We start from the raw sequence: 1,416 nt of genomic DNA on the forward strand, positions 1-1,416 counted from the left end.
GGCATATAAGCATGAAGCGGCGTCTGACGAGGTTGCTCCGGCCGGAACGGATTGCAGATCAGAGGGGTCTGAAGTGCTGATGTTTATACCACAATGGCGTGAGTGCTCTACGGGGACAAGCATAAGCCGGCAAAAGCACCTACTGTTGGACACCGGTTCCGGACTTCGTCATTCACTAGCCGGATTTACCGAGCAGTGGATTATCCTATGTGAAATGGAAGAATCGGTCCATGCGGCGGTACACGCGTGGCTGGACAGCGAATCTGACGGTCTGCCGGCAAGCAAGCGCACCCTGCTTCTGTGTTCTGACGAGAAGGAAGTGTATGGGCGTTATCGTGACTATGCGGCACAATTGTTACAGCTAGTCAAAGACATTATGCTCAGTAAGCATCGGGATAAAGTCCTGCTGCAACTGCTGATCCCTTCAGGACAAAAAGGAGAAGACGGACTGTTCTCCGGACTCATTGGCCTGCTCCGGACAGCGGGATTGGAGAATCCGGCAATCGTCGCGCAGTTGATTGAGACCTCTGATGCAGATGATACCACTGGGGCCATCTCCGCGATTCAGGAAAGTTGCCTCCATCCCGAAGAAGCGAATGTCCGGTATACGAACGATAAACGCTGGATGCCTGAATGGCAGGAACTGCCGCTCCTTGAAACGGATCTTGCCGCTCCATGGAAGGAGGGCGGGGTATACCTGATTACAGGTGGAGGCGGTGGACTTGCAGCACTATTTGCCGAGAATATTATCCGCCATGCTCCACAAGCAACTGTTCTTCTCGTAGGCCGACGTGAGCCGGACGACCGCCGGGGGCAGTGGATGCATGATCTGCAGCGCAGTGGAGCGCAAGTCTCCTACCGTATTGCGGATATCACGAAGGAAGAAGAGGTCCAGCAGCTGATCGGCGGCATAAAGACCGAGTATGGGCGCATTGACGGCTTGATCCATTGTGCAGGGGTGCTGCGGGATCGTTTCATATTACATAAAAATGCGGATGAACTTCACGCCGTGCTTGCGCCCAAGGTGGATGCCCTGATTCACCTGGATGAAGCTGCAAAGGATATTCCGCTTGATTTCTTCGTACTCTGTTCATCGCTGGCCAGTGTGTTCGGCAATCCTGGACAAGCGGACTATGCGGCGGCCAACGCTTTCATGGACGGATTCGCCGCTTGGCGCAATGAAAAGGTCCGCTTGGGAATGAGACAAGGGCATACGCTCGCCGTCAACTGGCCGCTGTGGCAAAACGGCGGTATGCGCGCAGATGAACACACGCAGGAACGCATGCATAAGCAGGCGGGAATAGCTCCGCTGGAGACGGCAAGCGGAATCCGGGCGTTGTATGCGGCTTTGGCAGCCGGGCATGGGCAGGCTATGGTGTTGGCGGGCGAACGCAGCCGATTATTAAGATGGCTGAA

At 55.2% G+C, this 1,416-nt stretch carries 1 protein-coding gene; it reads left to right on the forward strand.

Features of this window, described 5'->3' with window-relative positions; all coding sequences use genetic code 11:
- A partial coding sequence (locus L696_RS28890; RefSeq protein ID WP_155985451.1) for an SDR family NAD(P)-dependent oxidoreductase occupies nucleotides 1-1,416 on the forward strand: 1,416 nt, incomplete at both ends.

The organism is Paenibacillus maysiensis, from assembly GCF_000520815.1.
Lineage (GTDB): Bacteria > Bacillota > Bacilli > Paenibacillales > Paenibacillaceae > Paenibacillus > Paenibacillus maysiensis.